Consider the following 25,244-nt stretch of genomic DNA (forward strand, 5'->3'; position numbering starts at 1 on the left):
GGAGGCGCGTGATGACCGTGCTGTTGCGCGAGGCGATCGGTGATCGGCTCCGTCATGCCCGCACCAACCAGCGTCGGACGCTGCGTGACATCTCCCGCGCCGCCCGGGTGAGCCTCGGCTACCTGTCCGAGGTCGAGCGCGGCCAGAAGGAAGCTTCCAGCGAGCTGCTGGCGTCGATCTGCGAGGCGCTGGAGCTGCCGCTGGGCGAGCTGCTGCACAAGGTCGCCGCCGACGTGTCGGCCCTCGACAAGGTCGAGGTCGCGCCGGTCGAAGAGGTGGAGACCGCGCCGGGCCAGACTGTTCCGGACCGGGGCGAGGCCGGGTTCGAAGGCGGCCGCCTGGTGTCGGAGCTGATCGGCGACGACCTCTCCGACCTGCGGCTTCAGCCCGCGCCGCGGATGAACACGACGTTGCGGACCACGATCGGCGCGCCCAAGCTCGCGTCCACGATCGCGGCGTAACGCCGGCGCTGTTTCGCTGCACGGCCCCGGGGATCTCCCCGGGGCCGTCGGCGTGCGCGGGGTTCCCCTCCGGGCCGGTCCCGGCCGCCGGTCAGGGCTGACCCTGAATTCCCCCGGGGTCGCCTGGAACGGCGGAGGCCGACCTGACACGATGGAACCCAACGCCGGGGTCGGTACGTTGTGCGACTAGGGGAGCGACGCCCCGCCCCGAAGCAATCAGGGCCCGTGGGACGCAAGAAGGCAGGCGGAGGAGATGGCCAACCCGTTCGTGAAGTTCTGGAAGTACATGATGGCGGCGTTCTCGTCGAAGATCGACGAGCACGCCGACCCGAAGGTACAGATCCAGCAGGCCATCGAGGAGGCGCAGCGCAACCACCAGGCGCTGACGCAGCAGGCCGCCTCCGTGATCGGCAACCAGCGGCAGCTGGAGATGAAGCTCAACCGCCAGCTCGGCGAGGTCGAGAAGCTGCAGGCCTCGACGCGCCAGGCGCTGGTGCTGGCCGACGAGGCCCGCAGCAAGGGCGACGAGGCGAAGGCGACCCAGTTCGAGACCGCGGCGGAGAGCTTCGCCGCGCAGCTGGTCACCGCCGAGCAGAGCATCGAAGACCTCAAGACGCTGCACGACCAGTCGCTGCAGGCGGCGACGCAGGCCAAGCAGGCCGTCGAGCGCAACGCGACGATGCTGCAGCAGAAGCTGGCCGAGCGCACCAAGCTGCTCTCGCAGCTGGAGCAGGCGAAGATGCAGGAGCAGGTCTCCGCGTCGCTGAACCAGATGAGCCAGCTGGCCGCGCCGGGCAACACGCCGTCGCTGGAAGAGGTCCGGGACAAGATCGAGAAGCGCTACACCACCGCGCTCGGCTCGGCCGAGCTGGCGCAGAACTCGGTGCAGGGCCGCATGATGGAGGTCCAGGAGTCGGCCACCCAGATGGCGGGCCACTCGCGGCTCGAGCAGATCCGCGCGTCGATGCGCGGCGACTCGGTCGCCCAGGTCACCGACGGCGGCGCGTCCGCGGGCGCGGCCAAGCCGGCCGCCGCCTCCGGCGACATCCAGCGGGAGATCCAGGCCCGCGTGCAGGCGGAACAGGGCAAGAACCCGGCCTGACCGGCCGGGCACGAGCGGCGCGCAGGGGGTAGGGCCGGATGACCAAGCGACGGGACTTCAGCGAGTTCAACGCGAAGCTCGAGAAGCACATCGAGCGGTTGCCCGACTACGCCCAGCGCGCCCAGGAAAAGCTGCAGCGGTACTTCCCGCCCGCCGACGAGGCGGGCGGGAAGCCGCAGCAGAACGGCCGGACCCAGCGCGGTCCGGTCTCCCCGCCGCCGGCCCCGCGCCGCCCGTCGGCCCCGGCCGCGTTTTCCGCGGTAGCCGGACAGGTGCCCGCGGTGGCCGAGGTCCGCGCGAAATGGCAGCGCTGGAACGAGCCGAGCGCGAAGCACCAGCGCCGGGTCCGCCGCACCTCGCGCGTGCTGACGCTGTGGGTGCTGGTCACGATCCTGTTCGGGGTCCTCACCGTGCTCACCGCCACCGGATTGCTCGGCGGGGCGGTGGCCGGTCCGGAGATCGGGCAGGCGGTGTTCTCCGGGTTCGCGACGCTGGTGTTCGGCACGTTCAGCGTCCGCACCGGGATGCGGCTGCGAGAGCTCAAGAAGGTCGAACTGCCCGCCGCGCCCAGCGGCCCGCCGCCGCTGCCCGCCGCCGGTTCGGCCGCGCGCGAGCCGATGGAGCGGCTGGCCGAGTCGGAAGCTTCGCTGCGCGAACTCCTGAAGCAGCTGTCGGTCCCGACTTCGCTGGGCACCACGGCGGTTCCCGAGGTTTCTGTCGCCGACGCCCGCGCGACGGCCGACGAGGCCGCCCGTGCGCTGCGCGGCCTGGCCGACCGGATCCAGGCGATCGAACGGGGCCGCAATTCCGCGCCGGAGCGCGAACGTTCCGCGCTGCAGGCCGCGATCGCGAAGCTGCGCGAACAACTCGACGACGGCATCGAGGGCTACGGCGGCCTGGTCGCCGCGGCCGGTCGCGCGGTGGCCGCGAGCAGCGACGGGATGGTCACGTCGCGGGAGGCGCTGACGGACGCGACGGACCGGCTCGCCGGGTTGGCGCTGGCGTTGAAGGATCTCGGCTGACCCTGGCCCGTGGGCTCCAGGTGGCTGACTTGCGACCGGGGAATCCGCTGTGAAACGCCCGATCCAGGGGTGAATGTGGTCCGGGCCTGCTGCTTCGCGACGACTCCGGGAATCGCAGCGACCGGGCGGGATCACCGTCCTGATGGCCGAGTTTGGGATTCCGGTCGGCGCAACCGGACAGTCCGGCCGCGACGGTGCGTGAGTTTCCCCCGCACACCGCAACAATCGCGTAATCCGATCCTGCTGGTGACGGAAACGTCTGCGGTTTAACGTTTTTCTCATGAGGTCGGTGTTGGCACCCGCCAGGCCCGGCGTCGCGGGCTGAGGTTCGCGGCGCCGGACGTACACAGTGGACTCCTCCGATCCCGCCGAGGAAAGGACGCCCTCGTGACTACGCTCCCGCCGGAACCTGATCCTGTTCCCGTCCCTCCGCCCAGCTCGCACGAGCGGGTCCGCACCGCGTTCGAGCGGCTCGCGAAAGCCGACCGCCCCGGACTCTGGGCTTCGGTGCGGACCATGGAGGAAGTGCTCGTCGAGGCGAAAACCGTCGACGAACGCGTCCACGCCGGAGAAGACCTGCCGCTCGCCGGAATCGTCTGCGCGGCCGACGCCGACGGCCCGCCCGCGCTCGCGCGGCTGACCGACGCCGGCGCGGTGGTCCTCGGAACCACTGTCGCGGACCCGGAAAACGCGGTCGTGGGACTCGAGATCGTCGACCTGGCACTGAATTCCGCCGCCCGCGAGATCGCCGCCCCGCCTGGCGTGCTCACCCTCAAACCGACGCCCGGGCTCATCCCCGGCCCGACCGTTTCGGTGTCCGCGCACCGCCTCGCGTCCGCCCAGCGCGCGATCGCGGCGATGCTCGGCCCCGATGGTCTGGACCCGGCGGCCCGCGAATGGCCCGCCGACGTCCGGCTCGCCGCCGGGCAGCACCCACGCCTCGGCATCCCCGCCGAAGCCAGCCTCCCGCTGCCCGCGAGGAGGGCGTTCGACGTCGCCGCGGCCTCTCTGGAGGCTTCGGGTGCGGTGCTGGTCCCCGTGGACGTCAGCGCGCTTTACGGGGCCGGAAACGCCCCTGCGGCGCGCTCGCTGCTGGCGGAGCTGGACGCGGTTCTCCTGCCGACCGTCGGAGTCCTGGACGCGACGCTGAACGCCCTGGATCTCGCTGCGGTGACCGTGCCGGGGGACCGGCGGCCGTACGGGATCACGGTGGTGACAAGGGCGTTCGAGGACCAGATCGGGCTTGACCTGGCTTCGGTGCTGACCGGCGAGCAGTCGCCGGATCCGTATCCGTGCGAAAGCGTCGACGTCGTGGTGTTCGGCGCGCATCTGTGCGGCCAGCCGCTGCACGACGAACTGCACGGCGCCCGGTTCGGCGGTCTGGTCCGGACCGCCGAGCGCTACCGGATGGTGCTGCTCGACGGGGTCACGCCGCCGCAGCCCGGGGTGGTCTCCGGCTCGGCGGGCGTGGACGGCGAGCGCTGGAGGTTGTCTCCCGCGGCGTTCGGCCGGTTCGCCGCCGGTTTGGCCGCGCCGTTCGTGCTGGGCCGGGTCGAACTGGAAGACGGGAGCACGCCGCTGGCGGTGCTGTGCGAACCAGCGGCCGCGGCGGGTGGGGAAGGTCTGGACCGGTACGCGTCCTGGCGGGGGTACCTGCGGTTCGTCAGCACTGGCGGACCGCGGTTCCCCGGCTGAGGCCGGGCGGTCGCTTTCGGCGCGGGGGCCCGAGTCTTCGTGGGCGGACTCGGGCTCGGCGCTGTGCTACCGGGCGGCGAGCCCACGGCCGACGCGGCGGACGAGCCCCGGCCCGTGCAGGGCGAAGCCGGTGTAGAGCTGCACGAGGCTGGCCCCGGCGTCGAGCATGCGGCGGGCGTCGTCCGGGCCGAGGATGCCGCCGACGCCGATGATGGGCAGCTTGCCTTTGGTCTTCTCGTGGACGAAGCGGACGACCTCGGCCGAACGCCGGGTCAGCGGGCGGCCGGAGAGCCCGCCGGTTTCGGCGGCCAGCGCGGCTTCGGCGGGGTCGATGCCTTCGCGGGAGAGGGTCGTGTTGGTCGCGATGATTCCGGCGACGCCGTGCTCCAGGCAGACCTCGAGGAGTTCGGCGAGCGCGTCGTCGGTGAGGTCGGGGGCGACCTTGACCAGCAGCGGAGTGTTGCCGCCCAGTTCGGCGCCGGTCTTGCGGAGTTCGGCGAGCAGCTCGGCGAGCGCGGCTTTGTCTTGCAGCGCACGGAGACCCGGGGTGTTCGGGGAGCTGACGTTGATCGCGAAGTAGTCCGCGTAGGGGTGCAGGGCGCGCAGCGAGAAGCGGTAGTCCTCGACGGCCTCGTCCAGCGGCGTCACCTTCGACTTGCCGATGCTGATCCCCAGCGGGACGGCGGGCTTTCCGTCCGCGGCCAGGCGGTCGGCGAGGGCTTGGGCCCCGTCGTTGTTGAAACCCATGCGGTTGATGACCGCGTCGGTGGCCGGGAGGCTGTAGAGGCGGGGTTTGGGGTTGCCCGGCTGGGGATGGCGGGTGACTGTGCCTACTTCGACGAACCCGAAGCCCAGGGCGGGCCAGGCGTGGAGGGCGCGGCCGTTTTTGTCCATGCCCGCGGCCAGGCCGATCTTGTTGGGGAAGGTCAGGCCGAGGACAGTGGTGGGGTCGGCGGTGCGGTACAGCTTCGAGATCGGGCGGAGGGATTTTCCGGCTCGGCTCAGCAAGGTGACGGTGCGTTCGTGGACTGCCTCGGGGTCGTGGTAGGCGAGCCGGTACATCGCTGGGCGGACGATCCTGTCGAAGAGCACGTCGTCCATGCTGCCGTATGGGGGGTGGGCTGGCTGGGGCGGATCTGGGTTGGTGTGGTGGGGGTCGCTGTTCGGCTCGTCGCCTGGCGGCGACATCGCGTTCCTTGGGTGCGTGGGGCACCCCGAAGCTTGATTGTGCTGACGGTCTGGGGGTGCTTGTCAAGGCGGGAAAGATGCCTTGACAAGCACCCCCAGACCGCAGGAGGGCTTCGTATCGGGTGCGGGGGAGGGGCTGGGTGCCTCGCTCGTGGGTGCATCGGCTGCGGGGGAGGGGCTGGGTGCCTCGCTCGTGGGTGCATCGGCTGCGGGTTGCTTCGTTGAGTGGGGCTTCGCGGCTCTCTCGAGAGCTGGCGAATCTTTGGCGAGTTGCGGCTCAACCTGCGCCGCGCCACCATCCGGCTCCGGGCATTGCTCGTGCTCGTCCGCCATCCTGATCAGCGCAAACCAGGATGAAAGATCCCCAATGTGGCATTGGGTGCATGCGCTGCACCCAATGTGGCGTTCGGTGCGTCTGACGCACCCAACGCCGCATTGGGGCGCATCGCTGGCGGGGCTGCGGCGAGGATGGTCCGTGAAGGGGCCCCTCACGACCGGAGGCTGGTCGTGAGGGGAACCCTGAGGGAATCAGAGTCAATGAGGGTTCCCCTCATGGCACTGGTGCGATCCTCGCGGCGCCGGCTTTCCACTCGTCTTCCAACATGGCGTAGACCAGCTCGTCGGTCCATTCGCCCTTGACGATCTCGTTTTCCCGCAGGCGTGCTTCCTGGCGCATGCCCAGCCGTTCCATCAAGGTCGCCGACGCGGTGTTGCGGCCGTCGCAGCGGCCGATGATGCGGTGCAGGCCCAGGTCTTCGAAGCCGAGGCGCAGGACCTCGCGCGTTGCTTCCAGGGCCAGGCCTTTTCCGTGGTGGTCGGGGTGGAAGACGAAGCCGATCTCGCCCTGGCGGTGTTCGGCGCTGAGGTATTCGAGGTTGAGGTCGCCGATGAGCTGCCCGGTTTCGGCGAGTTCCACGGCGACGGCGAGGAACTGGCCTTCCTCCGACAGCGTCGCGCTGTGCACGCGCTTCGCCAGCGCGGCGGCGGATTCCGCGCGGCTGCGCGGTCCCCAGTACAGGTAGCGGACGACGTCCGCGCGGGACTGGAACGAGTTCAGGGCATCGAGATCGTCGTCCCGGAACGGGCGGAGGAGCAGGCGTTCGGTGCTGATCGGATAGTCCGGCCTGAGCATCCTCCCAGCCTAGCGACTTCCGCGTGCCCGCAGGAACCGCCGCGGTGATCGCCTGGCGCGGAAAAAACACGCGCGGAGCCGCGTGCGGACATGGAAATTCCCGGGGCGCCTCCTGGACGCCGTCAGCGTCCAGGCTCGAGCCGGACCGGTGCTCGAGAACCCCGGGAACCCGGTGACTGCCTGGTATTCGTCAGCAGGCAGCACGTGAAGCAGGCGATGAGCCGAAGGTGGCTCTTGTTGCATCGCTGCTCAAAGTCCCTACACGTGCCATCCGCTAGCGGACAGCCACCTCACGAGTCCTGTGTGAATACAACTTAGGACCACCTCCTCTCTCGTGTACTGCCACGCTAACCGCGAACCTCTAGATACGGCAACATCATTTGCGCGGCGGTCCATCGGCCGGGACGGGGCCGGGCTGGCAGCGCGGGCAGCACCAGGTCGGGCGCTGGTACTGGCCGTCGCCCTGCTGGCGCACCAGCAGCGGGCCGCCGCAGCGGAAGCAGCCCTGGCGGGTGCGTTCGTAGACCCAGGTGCGGCGGCCGCGGCGGAGGTCGCCGGTGGTGGCCTGTTCGTGCCGCCAGGCGTTGGCTACCAGCAGCTTCCGGGCGAGCGCCACGGCTCGTGCGGGGTCCACTTCGGACACTGGGGTCCACGGGGAAACCCCTAGCAGGAAAGAGATCTCGCACTTGTACAGGTTGCCGACGCCTGCCATGATCCGCTGGTCGAGCAGAGCGTCGCCGAGTTCGCGGTCCGGTTTCGCGGCGAGGTTGGCGGCGGCCAGCGCGGCGTGCTCGTCCGTCCACTGTGGATCGAGCAGGTCCGGGCCGAGGTGATCGACGAGAGTGTGCTCCTCGGCGGTGGGCAGCAGTTTCAGGTCGTGCAACCGGAAACCGATCGCCTGGACGTCGTCGGTCATCAGCACGACGCGCGCGTGATGGGCGGGCATCGGCCACTTCGCGCCCGCGGGCTGGATTTTCCACGAGCCGTCCATGCGCAGGTGGCTGTGCAGCGTCAGGTCGCCGGAGAAGCGCGTGAAGAGATGCTTCCCGACGGTGCCGACGCCGTGCACCTCCCGGCCCGCGAGGTCCACAGTGGCCAGTTCAGGGTGCCGGAACTGCCCGCGCACCAACGTTTTCCCGGCGAGCGCGCGGTCGAGCAGTTTTCCGGCCAGGAATACGGTGTCGCCCTCGGGCACGGTTCAGCCCGCGGTTTCCGACACTTCCGCCTGCACCGCTTCCTCCTCGGCGCGCACGCGGTGCCGTCCGGCGCGGTTGGAGCGCAGGATCTTGGCGAGGACCATGTTGAAGGTCAGCGCGATCTCTTGTGCGCCAGGGGAATGCCATTCGTGGATCGGGCTGCACGCGCCCTGCGCCTGCTGCACCGCGAGCCGGTCCGGGATCGCGGTCGGCATCACCAGCGAACCGAAGTTCTCGCGCAGTTCCGAGACCCGGAACTGGTGCTCGTACGACCGCACGCGCAGCTTGTTCACGAGCACGCCGATCGGGCGCAGCGACGGATTGCTGTCCTCGCGGATCCGTTCGATCGCCTCGAGCGCGCGCTGCGCACCGGCGACGGCATACATTGTGGGTTCAGTCACAATGAGCGCGCTGTCGGCCGCCACGAGCGCCGATTTGGTGAGCCGGCCGAGCGACGGCGGGCAGTCGATGATCGCCAGCTCGTACGGATCCTCGCGCAGCGGGTGCTGGTGCAGCTCGTCGAGCGCGCGGGAGAGGTTTTCCAGGCGGCGGCCGTCGGAGTCGGGTTCGTTGAGCGACTCCAGCTCCTCGGCGCCGACCAGCACGTCGATGTCCTCGCTCCAGACGCTGGGCGCGATCGCGCGTTCGAGGACGGCCCGCGCGGGCGTCTCGAGCACGTCGGCGAGCGTCGCGTCGGTGAACGGCGGGTCGAGCGAGGTGGTGGCGTTGCCCTGCGGGTCGAGGTCGGCTACGAGCGTGCGGGTTCCCCTACGCAGCGCGGCCGACGCGATACCGAGCGCGACCGTCGTTTTGCCGACACCACCCTTGAGGCTGAGAACGGCGACCGTGTGCACTCGACACAGCCTACGGGCCGTGCGCCGGGGCGGTAGCCCGGAAGGTGGCGAACGCCGCTGCGGCGCCACGCGGGTCACGGCAAGTGACCGGCGGCCATTACCCTGTCGGCCATGAAGACCGACACCGTGGCCGCCCGGGGTTCGGGCGCTGTTCGCCGGGCGCTCGAGGCCGAACTGCGGGCCGCCCGCGCCCGCGGCGTGGAGCAGCCGGTCGTCGTCGACGTCGGCGGGGGGAGCGGCGGCTGGGCGGTGCCGTTCGCCTCGGCCGGATGCCTGGTCACCGTGGTCGAACCGAACCCGAACGCGCTCGCGACGCTGCGCCGCCGCGCCGAGGAGGAGGGCGTCTCCGGCCGGATCACGGTGATCGCGGACGACTCCGACGCACTCGCCGCGCACGTCGAGGCCGGATCGGCGGACCTGGTGCTGGCGCACGGCCTGCTGGAGGTCGTGGACGACCCGCGCGCCGTGCTCGACGCGCTCGCCGCGGCCGTGTCGCCGGGCGGCGCCGTGTCGGTGCTGGTGGCCAACCGCAACGCGGCCGTGCTGCATCGCGCGCTGGCCGGGCGGATCTCCGAGGCGCAGCAGCTGATGGAAGGCCCGGACGGCATCGTCGCGGGGGACACCGTACTGCGCAGGTACGACAGTGCCGGGCTGACCGATTCGCTCGTGGCGGCCGGCCTTGAGGTCACGCTGCTGCAGGGCGACCGGGTGATCTCGGACGTCGTGCCGGGCGGGGTCCGCGAGGACGAGCTGGCCGAGTTCGAGCTGAGCGCCTCGGCGGTGCCCGCGCTGCGCGACGTCGCGGGCCGCTTGCACGCCATCGCCCGGCGGGGCTGATCCGCTCCGCTCTGCCGCGGTAGCCGTCCCGGACCACCCGTAAGCGTGGTCGCCGGTGCTCGCGCGCCGGGAATTGTCGGTGGCGGAAGGTAGCGTCCGGAGGCGTGGGGAGAAACGCCGAACTGCCGAGCGGGATGGCCCGCTACCGCGTCACCACGGGCGCGACCGAGCTGCCGGACGACACCGGCTGCTCGATTCTGCACGTGGACATGGACGCCTTCTTCGTGTCGTGCGAACTGCGCACCCGGCCGGAGCTGGCGGACCAGCCGGTCGTCGTGTCCGGCGGCGGCCCGCGCTCGGTCGTCGCCGCGGCGAGCTACCCGGCGCGGCGCTTCGGAGTGCGCTCGGCCATGCCGTTCGCCACCGCCAAACGGCTGTGCCCGCAGCTGGTCTGCATCCAGCCGACGCCCGGGCTGTACGGCGAGGTGTCGCGCGGCGTCATGGGGATTTTCCGGCAGCTGACGCCGCTGGTGGAGCCGCTGAGCCTGGACGAGGCGTTCCTGGACGTAGGAGGCGCATTGCGGCGGCTGGGGACCACTCCGGGTGCGCTGGGGGCGCGGATTCGGGAGCGGGTGGCGGCCGAGCACGGGATCACGTGCTCGGTCGGGGTCGCGAAGGTCAAATTCGTGGCGAAACTGGCGTCGGGGATGGCCAAACCGGACGGGATGGTGATCGTCCCCGCGGCCGAGACGCTGGAGTTCCTGCACCCGCTGCCGGTGTCGGCGCTGTGGGGCGTCGGCAAGCGGACGGAGGAACAGCTGCGCCAGCACGGCTGGCACACGATCGCGGACATCGCCGCCACCCCGCCCGCCCGGCTGCGGCGCGCGGCGGGCCGGGCGGTCGGGGATCACCTGTGGGCGTTGGCGAACGGCCACGACGACCGGGCGGTGGAACCGGAGTCGGCGGAGAAGTCGATCGGAGCCGAGCACACCTTCGACGTCGACGTCCTGAACCGCGGCGAGCTGAGCCTGGAGTTGCTGCGCCTGTCCGAACGAGTCGGGGCGACGCTCCGATCGCGCGCGCTGCGCGGGAGGACGGTGTCGATCAAGGTGCGGTTCGCCGATTTCCGCACGATCACCCGAGCGCGCACCGTGCTCTCCCCGACGGACGTGGCCCGCGACATCCACCGCACGGCAGTCGAACTGCTGACCGAACACGCACCGACGGGAGCGGTCCGGCTGATCGGAGTGCGAGTGGAAGGCCTGGACACCGGCGACGGAGGCGAGCAACTGTCGTTCGCGAACGACGAACCTCGATGGCGCGACGCGGAGGTAGCGGCGGACGTCGCAAGACTGAAGTTCGGCTCGGCGGCTATCCGGCCTGCTTCGCTGCTTTCTCCCCGGGAGGAGTGAGGGCGGGGCGTGCAGGAGTGAGGCTGAGGTGGAGAGCGGGCCCTGGCTGGCCTGTTCGGATGGAAACCCCGAGGCTTGCTTCTTCGCCCGTCAATGCCCTGCAGCGATGCTGCGGGACCCGTTTCCGCTCGCCCGCACAGCATCCGTCCGCGCCTTCCTCGAAATCCCGCCCCCGCTGCCTGGCACGGTGTCCCGGGCAAGACCGCCTTCGGGGCCGGGAGCTGATCGCGCGCTGGGAGGTCTCGGCACCGCTGGGAAGCCCAGGCCTGCTGGGCGTGTGGCCGTCGCCGTTCTGGCACCGCAGACGTTCGGACGGCAGCGGCGGGCACGCCCGCACGCGTCCGGGCGCAGGCTTCTCTGTCCGGCCGGGCCGCCTAGCCGGATTCATCCGCCTCGACGGATTCGTGGGCGATTCACCGGAATGACCGCCCAGTTGGCGATCGATGCCCGGCTCGAGGCGGTCGAGCAAGGCCCGGAACAGGGTTCCGTCGGTCGCGCTGAGTTAGCGGGAGCCGGGCTGTTCGAGCGGTGAGGAATTGCCGATCCCGGATACCTCCGGGTGAATGAATCGCGGACGGTACCGATCGGCGGAAGATCGGCCCGGCGGGGGCGTCGGCAGGGCGGGTGGTCGGCGCGGAGACGGTTTCTCTCCGTGACGAGGGACCCCGCCCGGGGGAGGCCGACGGGGCGGCGCAGGGCCCTGGACTGCGCCGATGGGGGTGACTTCCGTCGCGGTGACGCACTGTCAACCCGCGTTCTGCGGGATTTCCCCCGATTCGATCATTTCCGGATCGGGGATCGGGTAGTCGGACGAGCGCGGGGCTCGTATCCTGGACAGTGCCACCCCGCCTGGGGTTGGCTGTTGGGTCCAGGACGTTGCGCGGCCCGGCGCCCGCGACAGCTGTGCCGGAGGAGGAAAGATGCCACTCTCCGAGCATGAGCAGCGGCTGCTCGACCAGATCGAGCGCGAGCTCTATGCCGAGGACCCCAAGTTCGCATCCACGGTGCGCGGCACCCGGTTGCGCCGACCCGCGCGCCGTCGGCGCATCCAGGGGATCGCCCTGTTCGTGGTGGGCGTTGCGCTGCTGGTGCTCGGTGTGGTGATCCCGGTATTGCGGGTCGCCGACGTGCCGGTGGTCAGCGTGCTCGGGTTCCTCGTGATGTTCTTCGGGGTCATGATGGCCGTGACGTCGCTGCGCCACAGCGACAGCGGCGGCAAGAACAGCCATGACGACGGAGGCGGCGGGGGGAAGCAATCCGGCCGCAAGAGCTCCTTCACGCAGCGCATGGAGGAACGTTTCCGCCAGCGCTTCGAAGGCCAATAGCACGACGGCGAATCCGCGCTTCTCCCTTCGGGGCGGAGCGCGGTTTCTCGTGCGCGGGCACGGACTGCACCGGCTAGCGGGACACCCGTTCCCGCCCCGGCTTGTCGGGGCAGACCTGGCTCGTGTGCGCCCGGTCGGGATGCGCGACGAGGAGTTGCGTCGCGCCCCGGGGCCATGCGGTGCTGCCGAATACGGCACCGGATCGGGCGAGGTGTCGCAGCGTGCCGGGGGTAAGCGGATTCGCCGAGGTCGATCAGGGCCAGCAGGCCGCGCGGAGTTCGTGGAAAACGGCCCCCAAGAGCGGCGAGGGCGCGGCAGTGCAAAGGCTGAGGCGGGACAGCCGTCTGGGATTTGCAGCGGCCGAACGCATCCGGATGGTTTGGCTTGTCCCACCGCACCCAACAAATGCACCCACCGCGATACACGCGCGCCGCTTAGGCAAGACCAGGCCGCGCTGGCTCAGGCTTCACACTCCAGCCAACGCGACCCCCGTGAAGCTCACCGTCGTCGGCGAATGACCGATCGAGGGAACAACCGACCGCGCATCGACAGCGGGGCAGTCCGGCGCAGGCTTTCCCGGAGCTGTCCGAAAGCGGGCTCCAGCGTCGCATCCGGAGTCGCCTCGTCGCTGTACCAGCTGCGTTCCACGGCACCCAGCACAGTGCGCAAAGCCTCCCGGCCCGAGTCGTCCAAACGGTGGCGTTCGGCGATCTTCCCGCCCGCCACCCGGACCGTGTCGCTGTCGGAGATCGGCAGGTCTCTGTCCGCGCACTCCGCCTTCAGCTCGCGCCAAGCCGCGTCGGCGGCGCCGGACGAGTGCGTTGCGATGGTCTGGAGGTGACGGCGGCGTGTCAGGTCGCGCAGCGCCGCTGGGCCGCCGGTCGCGGCGAGGATCAGGACCACCACCGCAGCGAACCACCATGACACCGTGCCGGCCAGCAGGCCGATCGCGGCGACCAGCAGGACCGCTCCGGTCAGCGGCAGCCACAACGCGGCCAGGTGCAACGGGGTCGGGGCGGCGACCGGGTTTCTGACCAGCACGTTCCCGTCCGGCGTGGCGCCCGGCGGGACGCCGGACGGGGCCATGCCGGGACGCGGGCGGCGGCGCAGGAAGTACGACGTGGCCACGGCGGCGGCGCCCAGAACCGCGAGGGCGAGCGCCAGCCAGGTCATCCAGCTGTCGTCCGGGGTCGTGTCGGCGGGGGTGGCGGGCGCGGCCTGGTCGTGGGTCTTGTCGGCCGACGCGCCGGTCGACGGGGAGGCGGAGCGCGGGGCCGTCGGGAGGTCGTCGGTCGCGTTGGGCTGTTGCGGGTTCTGGGTGTTCTGCTGGAGATACGGCGGGACGATGCCGCGCCCGTCGGCGAGCGGGGTCGGGTCGAAGCTGACCCAGCCCTTGTCGCCGAAGTACGCCTCGACCCACGCGTGCGCGTCCTGCGAGCTGATCGACTGGTAGTCGCCCTTGGAAACGCCGGGAGTGAAGCCGATCGCGACGCGCGCGGGGATGTGCGCGACCCGCAGCATCACCGCCATCGCCGACGCGTATTGCTCGCAGTAGCCCCGTTTTCCCTTGAGGATGAAGTCGGCGAGCGCGTCGGCGTCGGTGGCGTCCGCGGTCTTCGTGTCGTACACGAAACCGTTCTGCGCGCTGAAGTACTGCCACAGCGCGGTCGCCCGGTCGAAGTTGTTCGACTTGCCCGCGGTGAGCTGGTCGGTCAGCGCCGTGACGCGCGGGTCGACCTGGCCGATCCGCGTGTACAGCGCGGGGACCTCGTCGGATTTCGGGGCGGCGTCGCGCAATTCGGCGGCGGTCGGCTCCTTCAGCGACGCGGTTTCCACGTACGCCGGGGCGGGCTCGCTCGTCGTGGTGAACACCGAGCCGCTGACCCGGTCGTACAGCCACTGCGGCGGCACGCCCCGGAGCGCGCGCGGGGCGCCGTAGACCGGCAGCCAGTTGTCGACCCAGCGCGTCGGCTGGATCTGGATCTGCCGCGACACGCCGGTGCCGTCGTCGCCGGGCGCGGCGGGCAGCGTGCTGTTCGCGAGCACGCCGGTCTGCGCCTGGCCGCCGGCGCGCAGGCCCCAGCCCTTGTTCGGGGTGTAGGTGTCCAAGGTGAACGCGCGCATCAGCCGCCGGTCCGGGCCGAGGCCGCGGACCTGGAACAGTTCGGTGTTCTGGCCCTGGTCGAGCAGTCCGCGCAGCTGCGTGAACGGCGCGATGCCGAAGCCGCCGGTCCCGTCCCCGTCGCCGCCCGGGCCGGAGCCGAACGGGATCTTGCCGACCGTCCCGACCATGGTGATCCCGCCGCCCAGCAGGCCGAGCACGATCGCCGAGCTGACCACGGCCACCGGGGCCTGTGCGAGCCGCAGCATGCCGCCGGAGCCGGGCGCGTCGCGGTTGCGCCAGCGGCGGTGCCGGTGGTTTCCGTCGAGCGCGAGCAGGCACGCGAAGGCACCGGCGCCGAGCACGAACGTCCACCACGGCATCAGGTCGTCCGACAGCGCCGCGGGCACCGCGTACACGCAGAGCAGCACGAGCCCGGTCGCCGCGGGTGCCGCGGCGGCGACGGCGAGCGTGTCAACCAGCACCGCGACCAGGCCGATCGCGATCGTGACCAGGCACAGGATCGGCTGGGTGCTGTCGACCGGCGGGAGGCCGGTCCGGATCTGCTCGGCCGCCGCGGTGAGCGTGGCCTGCAGTTCGCCGAAGGCGGTGGGGCCCGGGAAAATCGTGAGCACGCCCTGGGTCGTGAACGCCCCGGTGATGAGGAACAGCAGCACGAACAGCTGCCCGAACCCGGCGACGACGGTCGGCGCGCGCAGCGACCGCAGCGCCAGCCCGGTGCCCGCGACCAGCACGACGGCGACGAAGATGTACCCGAACCACGCCCAGCCGGAGACGACGCTGGTCAGCGACGTGGCCGCGCACAGCGTCGCGAGCCCGGCCGCGATCGGCGGCAGCACGCTGCTCCGCCACGCGGGCGGCGGATCGGTGGGCTGCGGAGTCGGGGTGTGCGGGATCGGCGGCGCGCTGGACGGGCGGGGAGCGGTGGTGGTCATCGGATCCCCCTGCGTGCTCGTGCGCGGCGACGCCGGTGAGAACCGGCATCATCGCGCACGACGGTCTTCGTCAGTTTCATCGCGTCCCGCCGATCACCGTCGACCGGTGGGTCCCCGCGCGGCACAGCAGCCCCCACACCTCGGGCATCGGCGTCCGCGGCCCGGCCACCACGACGCCCCAGCCAGCTCCGCGCAGCAGCTCCGCCGATTCCTCGGTCGCCGCGGCGAGGTGGTCCGGCGAAGCCGAACCCGCCCAGGCCGGAGTGTCCAGAAGGACGGCGAGACTGCGGACTCCGCGCGCCCGGTACCGCGTCAGCTCGTGCACCGATTCCGCGCTCACCGTGCCCAGGATCGCGATCAGTTCCTGTCCTTCGGCCGGGTCGTGGCCGAGCGTCACGTCTCGCTGGTGCGCGGGCTGGAGCGCGGCCAGCGCGTCGAGCACCAGATTGTCGTAGCCCTCGCCGCCGTCGGCGGGAGAGTCGGCGAGCGAGATGCCGTGTTCGGTCACCAGCCGTACCCGGTGGCCGGTCCGCCGCAGATGCAGCGACACCGAAGCGGCGAACGAGACCGCCCACTCCAGGCTCGCCGCGGGCCCGCTCCCGTGGTGCGCCGCGGCGCGGTGGTCCAGCAATACTGTCGTGCCGCCGCGCCAAGGGCGTTCCTCGATGCGGACCATGATCTCGTCGCGCCGCGCGGTCGACCGCCAGTGGACCTTCCGCATGTCGTCGCCGGTGCGGTAGTGCCGCACGATCACGTCCGGCTCGCCCTGCCCGGAATGCAGCCGGACGCTTCCGTCGTCGCCCGCTCCGGCCCCGGCGCCGCCGGGCAGCCCCCACAACGGCACCGCGCGCGGCACGACGACCAGCCGCGAATGGCCGATCAGCTCGCGTTCGAATTCGCACAGCCCGAACGGGTCGGTGATCGTCGCGCGCAACGGGCCCACCTGCTGGATCCCGCGCATGGCCGGGCGCAGCGGATACCGCAGCAGCACGCGCCGGTCGTGCGGCAGCCGTTCGACCACGAACCGCGGGCGGGCGCCCAGCGCGTACGGCACGCCGTCCTCCAGCAGCACCTCGCCGCCGGGCAGCCGTCCGCTGCGCCACAGTTCCAGGTCGACCTCGCCGGTCGCGCCCGCGGCGACCCGGTCCGGGCGCAAGGAGCGCGCGGCGCCGAGCCGCAGCCGGGTCGCCGAAATGTAGGCGGCGACCAGCAGCGGAAGGGCGACGACGAACACCGCGACCCGCAGCAGGTCGCGTTCGTTGAGCACCAGCGAGCACACCGCGGCCGCGATCCCGGCGGCGAGGAGGCAGCGGCCTCGGGTGGTGAGGCCGGAAAGCGCGCGCAGCATGCGGATTCCCTACTCGGGTAGCGGGACGCGCCTCAGCGGGCCGAGCCCTGGGGGACGGGGACGCGGTGCAGCACCGCGCGGACCACGTCGGTCGCCGAACGGCGGGCGGCGTGCGCCTCGGTGGTGAGCACCAGCCGGTGCGCCAGCACGGGCACGGCGACCGTGTGCAGGTCGTCGGGCACCACGTAGTCGCGCCCGGACAGCGCGGCCTGCGCGCGTGCGGCCCGGACCAGGTGCAGCGTCGCCCGCGGCGAGGCGCCGAGCCGGATCTCCGGCACCTGCCGGGTCGCCGACACGACGTCGACGGCGTACCGGCGGACCTCCGGCGCGATGTGCACGCCGCGGACGGTCTCGATCAGCCGCAGCATCGTCTCGCCGTCGGACACCGGCTCCAGGTCCGCGAGCGGGTTGTGCCCGGAGTGCTCGTCGACCATGGCCAGTTCGGCCTGCTGGTCGGGGTAGCCGATGGACACCCGCGCGGTGAACCGGTCGCGCTGGGCCTCGGGCAGCGCGTAGGTGCCCTCCATCTCGATCGGGTTCTGCGTCGCGATGACCATGAACGGCGCGCCGAGCCGGTAGGTGCTCGTGTCGACCGTGACCTGGTGCTCCTCCATGCACTCCAGCAGCGCGGACTGCGTCTTCGGCGAGGCCCGGTTGATCTCGTCGCCGACCACGATGTTCGCGAACACCGGGCCGGGCCGGAACTCGAACTCGCCGGTCTGCCGGTTGTAGATGGAGACGCCGGTGACGTCGCTGGGCAGCAGGTCGGGCGTGAACTGCACGCGGCTGACGGTGCAGTCGATCGAGCGCGCGAGCGCCTTCGCGAGCGAGGTCTTGCCGACGCCCGGCACGTCCTCGACGAGCAGGTGACCCTCGGCCAGGAGGGTCACCAGCGCGATCCGGATGACGTCCGGCTTGCCGACGAGGACGCGTTCCACGTTCGCGGCGATCCGGCGCGCGGCGTCGTGCAGTTCGCCGAGCCCGGCCGCCGGGACCGCTGCCAGCCCGTCCGGGGACTCGACCGCCGGGTACGGCGGCTGCCCGGACCCGTTGCCGTGACCTCCGGCGGGGGAAGCGGACTGGATTCTCGACGTCACTCGACCTCCTGGTGGCGCAATGGCTGGACGGGAACCGGCGGGGATGCGCGCCTGCCCAGCGTGCTCCCCAGTGTGTCAAACCCGGGAGAACCGGGCGGCGGAACCCCGAGATCGTTTCATGGTGACGCCCAGCCACCTCAGCACTCCTTCTTACGGGTGATTATGAGGCATTTTCAGGTGATCCCGCTGACCGTATGCACTGTCGTATGCTCCGAAACGAAGTCGCCCGACCACGGTTCGACGTCGGAAGAGGTGCATCCGCGCATGAGCGAGGCCGAGGCGGAACGGAAAGCCGGGCTCCCGGGACTGTCCGGCGGCCGGTTCGCGGTCACGCCCGAACTGGCGACCGCGACGTACGCGAAGCTCGGCGAGCTGCAGGACGTCGTCGGCGAGATGGTCCGCGAGGCCGCGGTGCTCGGCCGGTCGGTCCCGCTGGGCGGCGGGTACGCCGGCGAGGTCGGCGCGTTCATGGCGAAATACGGCCTCGGCCGCGACGGGTCGGCGGTCGACAGTCTCACCGCGTTCGGGAAGGAAATCGCCGGGCTGAAGAAACGCATCGGCGGCGCGCTCGAGAAATACCGCGACCAGGACAGCGAAGCCGCCGAAGGCGTGGACTGCACCGGTGGCTGACCGTTCCGCGGCGCGCGCCGCACTCCTTCTTCTCCCGCTCGCCGGGCTGACGATGCTCGTTTCCTGCGGCCGGATGCCCGGCCTCTCGCACGCCGCACCCGCCGACGGAGGCCCGCCCGCTCCGCCGCCGTCATCCTCCGCTCCTTCGCTGGCCAAGCTCGACCCGTGCACGCTGCTCTCGCCGCAGGACCGGTCGTCGGCCGGGCTCACCGGGCAGGGCAAGCCGAAGACGATCGGCGAGGCGCGCGCCTGCGACTGGACGGTGCCCTCGACCTTCGGCGTCACGGTCACCCTCGACGAAACCAACGGGCTGGCCAACCTCGACCTCTCCGACGGCAAGCGCACCAAGAAGGAGGTCGGCTCGCACCAGGCGGTGCAGGTGTCCGGCCGCCGCGGCACGTGCGCGGTGCTGCTCGACGTCGGCGGCGCGCAGAGCGTGCAGGTCGACGTGAACAACGCGAACTTCGCCGACTCGGACCTCGCCTGCTCGCGGGCGGGCGACGTGGCCGGGCTGGTCGAGCCGAAGCTGCCGTGAACCCCGTGCGAGGAGGAAAGTCGTGACCGACACCCCGGCCCCCGAGCCGACGGCCCGGTACGAAGCGTTCAGCCACGCGGCGCTGGCCGCGCAGGCGGTCGACGGCAACGACCCGGCCGCGGCCGGCGAGTCGGGCACGCGGTGGGCCGGGCTGTCGCAGCGGCTCGAGGACTCGCTCGGCGGGCTGATCGCGCTGTCCGCGGGCAGCGAGGAAGCCTGGCAGGGCGACGCCGGCGACGCGATGCGGAAAGTGCTCGGCAAGGCGTCCGGCTGGCTGGCCGAAACCTCCGTGGTGTCGGCGAAGGTCGGGGAGGCCGTGCAGGGACAGGCCGAGGTCGCCGCCCGGGCGCGCGCGGACATGCCCGCGCCGGTGGACTTCGACCCGGCGGCGATGATCCGGTCCGCCGCGGCGAGCGGGGACCTGGTGCGGCTGGCCGGGCTGTCGTCCGCGATGGACGAGCGGCGCGCCGAAGCCGAAGCTGCCCGGCAGAAGGCGATCGACGTCCTGCGCACCCGTGACACGGCGTTGCGCGGACTCCTGCCCGAAGGCGAGTTCCCCGCGGTCCCGCCGCTCGGCGCGGGGCCGGCTTGATCAGCCTGTCGGCGTCCGCGTTCGACATCGTCTGGGCCGACCTCGGCCTCGACGCCCCGCCCGCGCCGCTGGCGGTGCGCAGCGTGGGGGAGACCGACGCCGACCGCTCCGCGATCCGCGCGGAGGTCTACCGGAACCTCGGCGACCGCGGCCTCTTCGACGGCCGTCTCGACGCCGCGCTGGAGAACAGCCTCCGCGTGCTGGCGTCCGCGGAACGGTATGTGGAGTGCGAGGCGCTCGCCGACATGACCGCCGACGAACCGTTCCGCGCGGTCGCCGCTCTTCGCGGACGGAACGCGGTGCTGGCGGTGCAGCCGGCGCGGACGATCGGCGTGCGCGGCATCGGGGAGAGCGAACTGGCCTCGGCGATCGTCGACGTGCTGCCCGAACTCTCGGCCGGACCCGGTTACGGCGTCCGGCTGCCCGCGGCGGGGGAGCCGCCGGGCGGCGCGCAGGGGGAGGAGCTGCGGGCGATCCAGTCCCGGCCGGTGTACGCGGCGGGCCAGTTCACCGTCCACGTCCGCGACCGGGCGGGCAAACTCGCCAGGACCGGCGGGCTGACGTGGTTCGACACGGACGCCGGGGCGTATTCGGCGGTGTGCTCGCCCGGACGCGGCGGGCAGGAGTGGGTGACGGTGTCCCCGGTCGACAGCGCGCGGCTGGCCGAGCGGGTCATGGAGCTGGTGCCGCGCTGACCCGGCGCGTCTGAAGTGGACGGTGGCGGCCGCGCCGGTGTCGCGAGTGGACGGTCGACCGGCTGGCGGCGGACTCGTGCGCGACGATGCCGGTTCTCAGCGGCATCGCCACGCACGACCGCGGTTGGCCGCCGCTTGCGCCGGACTCCCCGCCGAGCCCCACCCGGCTGGCCCCACCGCCAGGCCTCGCCGCGGCTCCCCACCCGCCCCCACGGCGGCCCCCACCAAGCCCCGCTCGCCGTGCGCCGCGCACTTGCCGGACCTCGCGCCGACTCCCCACGACGCCCCCCACCAGGCCCCACCGCGGCTCCCCACCCCGCTCCACCCGCGTCCCCACCAGCCCCCACCGGTTCCCCCACCCGTCCCCACCACGGGTCCCCACGCTGCCGAAACGCGGACGTTTCAGACCTTCCGAGGTTGCGGGAGACCCCGGTGCGGGGGATCTTCGCCACGGTCCCCCCACCGCGCCCCCACCTGGACCCACCTCCGTGACCTGCGCAAACGCGCCACCCGACGGAGTGGCACGCGCGCAAGACTCGTTGACTGTGGTGAAAAGTGGGGTACGGTGGTGGCCAGTGGGGCGGAAGGGAGCCCCCGAGCCGGGGACCGGGTGGGGAGCCAACCGGATCCGGTAGGGAGGTGGAGGCCGGTGTTCCTCGGCACCCACACCCCGAAGCTGGACGACAAAGGGCGGCTCACGCTGCCCGCGAAGTTCCGCGAAGCCTTGGCAGGCGGGCTGATGGTCACCAAGGGGCAGGACCACTGTCTCTTCGTCTTCCCCCGAGCCGAGTTCGAGCAGATGGCCAGGAAGGTCGCCGAAGCCCCGTTCACCAACGAGGCGGTGCGGGCCTACCAGCGCTACCTGTTCGCCGGGACGGACGAGCAACGTCCGGACGGGCAAGGGCGCGTCGCCATCGCGCCGGAGCTGCGCCGGTATGCGGGGCTCAACAAGGAGTGCGTGGTGATCGGCGCGATCACCCGGCTCGAGATCTGGGACGCCCAGGCGTGGCAGGGCTACCTGGACGAACACGAGGACAGCTACGCACAGGCTCGGGAGGAAGTTCTGCCGGGCGTCTTCTAGGAGGCGCCCCGGGCGGACCTGCGTCGTCGGGGGACGCGGGTACGCCGTTCGACGCGGATGCCGTGAGGCCTCTGTCCGCTCTTTGACCCTGGCGCACCTTCCCCGGTGCCAGGTCAGCAAGCGGGCGGGCAGGGACCTGACGGCATCCGCCGCATCTTCCCCGGAAACACTCGCGGCAGAAAGGGGGAAGACATGGCGGACGAAGCCGAGCACGTTCCGGTGCTGCTGGACCGCATCGTCGAGCTGTTCGCCCCCGCGCTGGCGGATCGCGACGCCGTTCTCGTCGACGCGACCGTCGGCCTCGGCGGCCATTCCGACGCGCTGCTCGCCGCGTTCCCCCGGCTCCGGCTGATCGGTCTCGACCGCGATCCGGCCGCGCTCGAGCGCTCCGCGGAGCGGCTCGCGCGGCACGGCGACCGCGTCGACCTGGTCCACACCGTCTACGACGGACTGCCCGAAGCGGTGTCCGGACTCGGACTGTCCCAAGTGGACGGAATCCTGTTCGACCTCGGCGTCTCGTCGATGCAGCTCGACCGCACCGAACGCGGGTTCGCCTATTCGCAGGACGCGCCGCTCGACATGCGGATGGACCCGACCACCGGGTTCACCGCGGCCGACGTGCTCAACACCTACGCGCCCGGCGAGCTGATCCGGATCCTGCGCGACTACGGCGAGGAACGGTTCGCGCAGCGGATCGTCCGCGCCGTGGTGGCGGAACGGGAGAAGGAACCGTTCACCCGCAGCGCAAGGCTGGTCGAACTGCTCTACTCCGCGGTGCCCGCGGCGAGCAGGCGCACCGGCGGGCATCCGGCGAAGCGCACGTTCCAGGCGCTGCGGATCGAGGTCAACGGCGAGCTGGAAGTCCTGCGCCGGGCGATGCCCGCGGCGCTGCGCACGCTGGCGATGGACGGCCGGATCGTCGTCGAGTCCTATCAGTCCCTCGAGGACCGGCTGGTCAAGCAGGCGCTCGCGGAACTGGCGAAATCCCGGACGCCGGAAGGGCTTCCGGTCGAACTGCCCGGGCACGGGCCGGAACTGAAGCTCCTCACGCGGGGAGCGGAGAAGGCCGGCGAGCGCGAGATCGAGCACAACCCGCGGGCCGCCTCGGTACGGCTGCGTGCAGCACAACGGATCGGAGAGCCGCGATGACCGCACCTACGAAGTCCCGCCGCTCGTCGTCGACCGCTGCGGAGCGGGCACCGCGGAACACCGTCGCCGAGACCGACGCTCCGGCGCGGCGGCGCACGACGGCGGCCGAGCGCGCGTACGCCCGGCGGGCGCAGCGGGCCGACCTGCTGCGCCAGCGTGCGCCGAAAAAGCCGGTCGCGGAACCGGAACGGGTCGAGACCAAGACCGTGCGCACGCGGTTCCAGCTGCGCTGGCCGCGTTCGCGCGCGTCGTTCGTGCTCGTGATGATGGGGCTGCTGGCGGTCGGGGTCGCCGCGACGCTGTGGTTCACCACGCAGGCGATCGCCGATTCGTACCGGCTCGAAAAGCTGCGCACGGACAGCGCTTCGCTGATGGAGACGAAGGACCGGCTGGAGCGCGAGGTCGCGAAGGCCCAGTCCCCGGCGTCTCTCGCGCCCGCGGCCAAGCAGTTGGGCATGGTGCCCGGCGGCGACCCGGCGCGCATCGTCGTCGGCAAGGACGGCAAAACGACCGTCGTCGGCGAACCGAAGAAGGCCCAGCCGGACGAGCAGGACACGGCCGCGCCCCCGGCGCAGCCGGCCGCTCCGCCGGAGGGCGGCATCGAAGGCGACCTGTCGGGCACGCCCGCGGGGACCGCAGGAGGGCAGTGATGGCGGCAGGCGGCAACAGCCGTTCCCGGGCGGCGGGCAGCGCGCGGCGGACCTACGCCGCGGGCACCCGCCGCGCGGTCGCGAAACGGGGCAACGGCGGACAGCGCAGCCGGTTCTCCGCGGTGCGCATCATGCTCGTCGTGCTGATGGTGGTGGCGGGCGCGAAACTGGTGCAGGTGCAGTGGTTCGAGGCCCCCGCGCTGTCCGCGGCGGCCGAACGGCAGCGCACGCTCACCATCGACATCCCGGCGCAGCGCGGGTCCATTGTGGACCGCAACGGGGCGAAACTGGCGTTCAGCGTGGAAACCCGCACGCTGTCGGTGAACCTGCGCGCGCTGCACAAGACGATGGACGAGTACGCGAAGAAGTACCCGGACAAGGGCCGCACCTTCGAAACCGAGGTGGCCGGCGCGGCGAAGCTGATCGCGCAGAAAGTCCCGCACCTGACGACGGAGGCCGAACAGCTGGCACTGCTGCACAAACAGCAGTCCTTCACCTACCTCGTCGACAACGTCGAGCCTTCGGTGGCCGACCAGATCGTCAAGAAGTACGCGTGGATCGGCGTGGAGAAGCGCGCCAAACGCGAGTACCCGGGCGACAACCTCGCGTCGAACATCGTCGGCCTGGCGAACTGGCGGATGGACGACCCCGACGTGTCGAAGCACAACCTGCACGGCGTGATCGGGCTGGAGAAATCGCGCGACGCGGACCTGGCGGGCACGCCCGGCCGCGAGATCGTGAACACCCAGAACGGCAACGACAACCTGTACCTGCCGGGCACCGAGCACGTGCTCACCGCCGCCGTCCCGGGCTCCGATCTCGAGCTGACCATAGATTCCGACCTGCAGTTCGAACTGCAGCGCCAGCTGGCCGACTACGTCTCGAAGTCGAACGCCAAGGGCGGCCAGGCGGTCATCATGGACTCGAAGACAGGCGAGGTGTACGCGCTGGCCGACGCCAGCACGTTCAATCCGAACGATCCCTCCACGATCAAGGACGACCTGCTCAACAACCGCCCGGTCACCACGCCGTACGAGCCCGGTTCGGTGAACAAGGTGGTCACCGCGACCGCGGCGATCGACGACAAGATCGCCACGCCCACCTCGACGCTGGAGGTGCCGGGCTCGATCAAGGTCGCCGACCGGACCGTCCACGACGCGTGGGTGCACGGCACGCAGACGTTCACCACCACCGGCGTGTTCGCGAAATCCTCCAACGTCGGCACGCTGGAACTCGCGCAGCAGGTCGGCCCGGACCGGTATCTGGCGCTGCTGAAGAAGTTCGGCATCGGGCAGAAGACCGGCATCGGCCTTCCCGGGGAGAGCTCCGGTTACGTGCCGCCGCGCAAGGACTGGTCGGCGTCCACGTTCGGCAACCTGCCGATCGGGCAGGGTCTTTCGATGACCGTCGTGCAGATGGCCGGGATGTACCAGGCGATCGCCAACGACGGCCTGCGCGTCGAACCGCGGATCGTGAAGGCGAAGAAGAACCCGGACGGCACCGTGACGCCCGAAGCGCCGCCGAAGACCGAGCGCGTGGTGAGCCCGGAGACCGCGAAAACGGTGCGGGACATGCTGCGCGCGGTGGTGCAGAACGCCAAGAGCCCGAACGGGGGCACCGCGCCTTCGGCCGGGCTGGAGGGCTACCAGATCTCCGGCAAGACCGGCACCGGCCAGCAGATCGACCCGCGCACCAAGGCGTACAGCTCGAGCCTGGCGAACATCACCTTCGCCGGGATCCTGCCCGCCGACCACCCGCGGTTCGTCGTCGGCATCCGGCTCGACGCGCCGGACACCACGCTGCCCGCCGGGCATTCCGCGGGCCCGCTGTTCCACTCGATCGCGTCGTACCTGTCGCAGCGGTACCAGATTCCGCTGTCCGACGGCCCGTCGCCGGTGGTGCCGCTCGTCGTCGGCTGACCGCCCCGGCCGCTTCGGTTGTCCGTGAAGGGCTCCTTGAGGGAATCTGATTCCCGCAAGGAGCCCTTCACGGCCGTCTGCGGGAGGGGGAGAGCAGCGCGAGGCGGGCGGGGGCAGCGCATTCGATGCCGGGTCGGGGCGGGTGTTTGTCCACACGGGCCGGTGCGGCGCCGGGGAAAGGGTTGCGCCGCAACGATCTTGACCGCCCCGCCTAGCACACCCGGGGCGGGGGCGCGCGTTCGCCGTACCGCGTTGGGTCACCCGGATCCGGCCTCGGTAACCTCTCCGGCGTGTCCGTGTCCTCGTCCCAGCCCCGAAGCGGGCCCG

The 25,244-nt window shown here is 71.6% G+C and carries 22 protein-coding genes; 15 read left to right on the top strand and 7 right to left on the bottom strand.

Annotation, left to right across the window (positions count from 1 at the left end):
* Window positions 1–11 precede the first annotated feature (11 nt).
* The 4 genes from EIZ45_RS38735 (at window position 12) to EIZ45_RS38750 (ending at window position 4,280) form a co-directional block, all read left to right on the top strand.
* Window positions 12–461, top strand: a complete 450-nt coding sequence (locus EIZ45_RS38735) for a helix-turn-helix domain-containing protein (protein ID WP_037812480.1) — start codon at window positions 12–14, stop codon at window positions 459–461.
* A gap of 253 nt (window positions 462–714) precedes the next feature.
* The gene (locus tag EIZ45_RS38740) at window positions 715–1,563 is read left to right on the top strand and encodes a PspA/IM30 family protein (protein WP_037812477.1); all 849 of its coding nucleotides are present in this window, start codon (window positions 715–717) and stop codon (window positions 1,561–1,563) included.
* A 38-nt stretch (window positions 1,564–1,601) separates the two neighbouring features.
* A complete protein-coding gene (locus tag EIZ45_RS38745; RefSeq protein WP_037812475.1) occupies window positions 1,602–2,585 on the top strand; it encodes a hypothetical protein in 984 nt (327 codons plus the stop codon).
* A gap of 387 nt (window positions 2,586–2,972) precedes the next feature.
* Entirely contained in the window at window positions 2,973–4,280 is a 1,308-nt protein-coding gene (locus EIZ45_RS38750) for a hypothetical protein (RefSeq protein WP_134736103.1), read from the top strand.
* Window positions 4,281–4,346: 66 nt separating this feature from the next.
* Here the strand turns inward: EIZ45_RS38750 and EIZ45_RS38755 are convergent, their stop codons facing one another.
* The 4 genes from EIZ45_RS38755 to EIZ45_RS38770 all read right to left on the bottom strand — a co-directional run bounded on the left by EIZ45_RS38755 (window position 4,347) and on the right by EIZ45_RS38770 (window position 8,650).
* Window positions 4,347–5,372: a quinone-dependent dihydroorotate dehydrogenase gene (locus tag EIZ45_RS38755; RefSeq protein WP_134669140.1), complete on the bottom strand. Its 1,026-nt coding sequence runs from the start codon at window positions 5,370–5,372 to the stop codon at window positions 4,347–4,349.
* 646 nt (window positions 5,373–6,018) lie between these two features.
* On the bottom strand, window positions 6,019–6,600 hold the full coding sequence (locus tag EIZ45_RS38760; RefSeq protein ID WP_134669142.1) for a GNAT family N-acetyltransferase: 582 nt from the start codon (window positions 6,598–6,600) through the stop codon (window positions 6,019–6,021).
* Between the two features lie 376 nt (window positions 6,601–6,976).
* Window positions 6,977–7,795, bottom strand: a complete 819-nt coding sequence (locus EIZ45_RS38765; RefSeq protein ID WP_134669144.1) for a DNA-formamidopyrimidine glycosylase family protein — start codon at window positions 7,793–7,795, stop codon at window positions 6,977–6,979.
* Between the two features lie 3 nt (window positions 7,796–7,798).
* Window positions 7,799–8,650 (bottom strand): ParA family protein, encoded by an 852-nt coding sequence (locus EIZ45_RS38770; protein ID WP_037812467.1) that lies wholly within the window; start codon window positions 8,648–8,650, stop codon window positions 7,799–7,801.
* A 111-nt stretch (window positions 8,651–8,761) separates the two neighbouring features.
* Here EIZ45_RS38770 and EIZ45_RS38775 point away from each other — a divergent pair, with 111 nt between their 5' ends.
* The 3 genes from EIZ45_RS38775 (at window position 8,762) to EIZ45_RS38785 (ending at window position 12,164) form a co-directional block, all read left to right on the top strand.
* On the top strand, window positions 8,762–9,487 hold the full coding sequence (locus EIZ45_RS38775) for a methyltransferase domain-containing protein (protein WP_134669146.1): 726 nt from the start codon (window positions 8,762–8,764) through the stop codon (window positions 9,485–9,487).
* A 134-nt stretch (window positions 9,488–9,621) separates the two neighbouring features.
* Window positions 9,622–10,839 (top strand): DNA polymerase IV, encoded by a 1,218-nt coding sequence (gene dinB / locus EIZ45_RS38780; protein ID WP_134669180.1) that lies wholly within the window; start codon window positions 9,622–9,624, stop codon window positions 10,837–10,839.
* A gap of 920 nt (window positions 10,840–11,759) precedes the next feature.
* Complete coding sequence (locus EIZ45_RS38785; RefSeq protein WP_043827044.1) at window positions 11,760–12,164, top strand: DUF3040 domain-containing protein; 405 nt, start codon at window positions 11,760–11,762, stop codon at window positions 12,162–12,164.
* 498 nt (window positions 12,165–12,662) lie between these two features.
* Here the strand turns inward: EIZ45_RS38785 and EIZ45_RS38790 are convergent, their stop codons facing one another.
* The 3 genes from EIZ45_RS38790 to EIZ45_RS38800 form a co-directional block, all read right to left on the bottom strand.
* Window positions 12,663–15,221, bottom strand: coding sequence for a DUF3488 and transglutaminase-like domain-containing protein (locus EIZ45_RS38790; protein ID WP_134669148.1), 2,559 nt, complete (start codon window positions 15,219–15,221; stop codon window positions 12,663–12,665).
* Window positions 15,222–15,297: 76 nt separating this feature from the next.
* Window positions 15,298–16,569 carry a DUF58 domain-containing protein gene (locus tag EIZ45_RS38795; RefSeq protein WP_134669150.1) on the bottom strand — a complete coding sequence of 424 codons (1,272 nt, stop codon included), beginning with the start codon at window positions 16,567–16,569 and terminating at the stop codon, window positions 15,298–15,300.
* A gap of 32 nt (window positions 16,570–16,601) precedes the next feature.
* Window positions 16,602–17,666: a MoxR family ATPase gene (locus tag EIZ45_RS38800; RefSeq protein WP_037812456.1), complete on the bottom strand. Its 1,065-nt coding sequence runs from the start codon at window positions 17,664–17,666 to the stop codon at window positions 16,602–16,604.
* A 264-nt stretch (window positions 17,667–17,930) separates the two neighbouring features.
* Between EIZ45_RS38800 and EIZ45_RS38805 the strand changes: the two genes are divergently transcribed.
* The 8 genes from EIZ45_RS38805 (at window position 17,931) to EIZ45_RS38840 (ending at window position 24,917) form a co-directional block, all read left to right on the top strand.
* Window positions 17,931–18,296, top strand: a complete 366-nt coding sequence (locus EIZ45_RS38805) for a hypothetical protein (RefSeq protein ID WP_037812795.1) — start codon at window positions 17,931–17,933, stop codon at window positions 18,294–18,296.
* A complete protein-coding gene (locus EIZ45_RS38810; RefSeq protein WP_240690919.1) occupies window positions 18,289–18,831 on the top strand; it encodes a DUF3558 domain-containing protein in 543 nt (180 codons plus the stop codon). Before EIZ45_RS38805 ends, EIZ45_RS38810 begins: the two co-directional genes overlap by 8 nt.
* Before the next feature lie 22 nt (window positions 18,832–18,853).
* A complete protein-coding gene (locus EIZ45_RS38815; protein WP_037812454.1) occupies window positions 18,854–19,423 on the top strand; it encodes a PPE domain-containing protein in 570 nt (189 codons plus the stop codon).
* Entirely contained in the window at window positions 19,420–20,118 is a 699-nt protein-coding gene (locus EIZ45_RS38820) for an ESX secretion-associated protein EspG (protein WP_134669152.1), read from the top strand. The genes EIZ45_RS38815 and EIZ45_RS38820 overlap by 4 nt, the downstream gene beginning before the upstream one ends.
* 649 nt (window positions 20,119–20,767) lie before the next feature.
* Window positions 20,768–21,199 carry a division/cell wall cluster transcriptional repressor MraZ gene (gene mraZ / locus EIZ45_RS38825; protein ID WP_009080393.1) on the top strand — a complete coding sequence of 144 codons (432 nt, stop codon included), beginning with the start codon at window positions 20,768–20,770 and terminating at the stop codon, window positions 21,197–21,199.
* A 192-nt stretch (window positions 21,200–21,391) separates the two neighbouring features.
* Entirely contained in the window at window positions 21,392–22,348 is a 957-nt protein-coding gene (gene rsmH / locus EIZ45_RS38830) for a 16S rRNA (cytosine(1402)-N(4))-methyltransferase RsmH (RefSeq protein ID WP_037812451.1), read from the top strand.
* On the top strand, window positions 22,345–22,998 hold the full coding sequence (locus EIZ45_RS38835) for a hypothetical protein (protein ID WP_134669154.1): 654 nt from the start codon (window positions 22,345–22,347) through the stop codon (window positions 22,996–22,998). Before rsmH ends, EIZ45_RS38835 begins: the two co-directional genes overlap by 4 nt.
* Window positions 22,998–24,917, top strand: coding sequence for a penicillin-binding protein 2 (locus EIZ45_RS38840; RefSeq protein WP_134669156.1), 1,920 nt, complete (start codon window positions 22,998–23,000; stop codon window positions 24,915–24,917). The genes EIZ45_RS38835 and EIZ45_RS38840 overlap by 1 nt, the downstream gene beginning before the upstream one ends.
* The last annotated feature ends 327 nt before the right edge of the window (window positions 24,918–25,244 follow it).

It is taken from the genome of Amycolatopsis sp. CFH S0740, from assembly GCF_004522315.1.
Classification (GTDB): domain Bacteria; phylum Actinomycetota; class Actinomycetes; order Mycobacteriales; family Pseudonocardiaceae; genus Amycolatopsis; species Amycolatopsis nivea.

Excerpts from the sequence above, each read along its gene's own strand:
- EIZ45_RS38805 (WP_037812795.1), top strand. The coding sequence starts at position 17,931 with ATGAGCGAGGCCGAGGCGGAACGGAAAGCCGGGCTCCCGGGACTGTCC.
- EIZ45_RS38735 (WP_037812480.1), top strand. The coding sequence starts at position 12 with ATGACCGTGCTGTTGCGCGAGGCGATCGGTGATCGGCTCCGTCATGCC.
- EIZ45_RS38775 (WP_134669146.1), top strand. The coding sequence starts at position 8,762 with ATGAAGACCGACACCGTGGCCGCCCGGGGTTCGGGCGCTGTTCGCCGG.
- rsmH (WP_037812451.1), top strand. The coding sequence starts at position 21,392 with ATGGCGGACGAAGCCGAGCACGTTCCGGTGCTGCTGGACCGCATCGTC.
- dinB (WP_134669180.1), top strand. The coding sequence starts at position 9,622 with ATGGCCCGCTACCGCGTCACCACGGGCGCGACCGAGCTGCCGGACGAC.
- EIZ45_RS38740 (WP_037812477.1), top strand. The coding sequence starts at position 715 with ATGGCCAACCCGTTCGTGAAGTTCTGGAAGTACATGATGGCGGCGTTC.
- EIZ45_RS38840 (WP_134669156.1), top strand. The coding sequence starts at position 22,998 with ATGGCGGCAGGCGGCAACAGCCGTTCCCGGGCGGCGGGCAGCGCGCGG.
- EIZ45_RS38760 (WP_134669142.1), bottom strand. The coding sequence starts at position 6,600 with ATGCTCAGGCCGGACTATCCGATCAGCACCGAACGCCTGCTCCTCCGC.
- EIZ45_RS38745 (WP_037812475.1), top strand. The coding sequence starts at position 1,602 with ATGACCAAGCGACGGGACTTCAGCGAGTTCAACGCGAAGCTCGAGAAG.
- EIZ45_RS38835 (WP_134669154.1), top strand. The coding sequence starts at position 22,345 with ATGACCGCACCTACGAAGTCCCGCCGCTCGTCGTCGACCGCTGCGGAG.
- EIZ45_RS38785 (WP_043827044.1), top strand. The coding sequence starts at position 11,760 with ATGCCACTCTCCGAGCATGAGCAGCGGCTGCTCGACCAGATCGAGCGC.
- EIZ45_RS38795 (WP_134669150.1), bottom strand. The coding sequence starts at position 16,569 with ATGCTGCGCGCGCTTTCCGGCCTCACCACCCGAGGCCGCTGCCTCCTC.
- EIZ45_RS38790 (WP_134669148.1), bottom strand. The coding sequence starts at position 15,221 with ATGACCACCACCGCTCCCCGCCCGTCCAGCGCGCCGCCGATCCCGCAC.